Raw genomic sequence first — 239 nt, 5'->3', positions numbered from 1 at the left:
ATCGCCAATAACATCCGGCGAACGTTATCGACCTGTTCGGAGGAAACAGAATCAGTGTGCGTCGCTTTCAGCTGGCGGATCGCCGCCATATCACGCACGCCGTGAATAAGGTTAACGACCGACTTACCGACGCTCTCACGCAGCACATCTTCGCTGACTACGTTGGCATCCGCCAGAGGGAAAAGCAGCGCCGCCCGCAGCGTGTCAATGTCCATACTTAATGTCGAGAGGATCTCCAC

At 55.6% G+C, this 239-nt stretch carries 1 protein-coding gene; it reads right to left on the bottom strand.

Translation table 11 applies throughout. The annotated features are described in order from the left end of the window. Positions 1–239: HD domain-containing protein (locus VJI93_RS09215; protein WP_324009390.1), on the bottom strand; the 239-nt coding region annotated here is incomplete at both ends.

Origin of the sequence: Parvimonas sp. M20, assembly GCF_035282425.1 — a bacterium.
Classification (GTDB): domain Bacteria; phylum Bacillota; class Clostridia; order Tissierellales; family Peptoniphilaceae; genus Parvimonas.
Note: the sequence above shows the minus strand (reverse complement) of the source record. Positions and strands in the feature narration are given on the sequence as shown.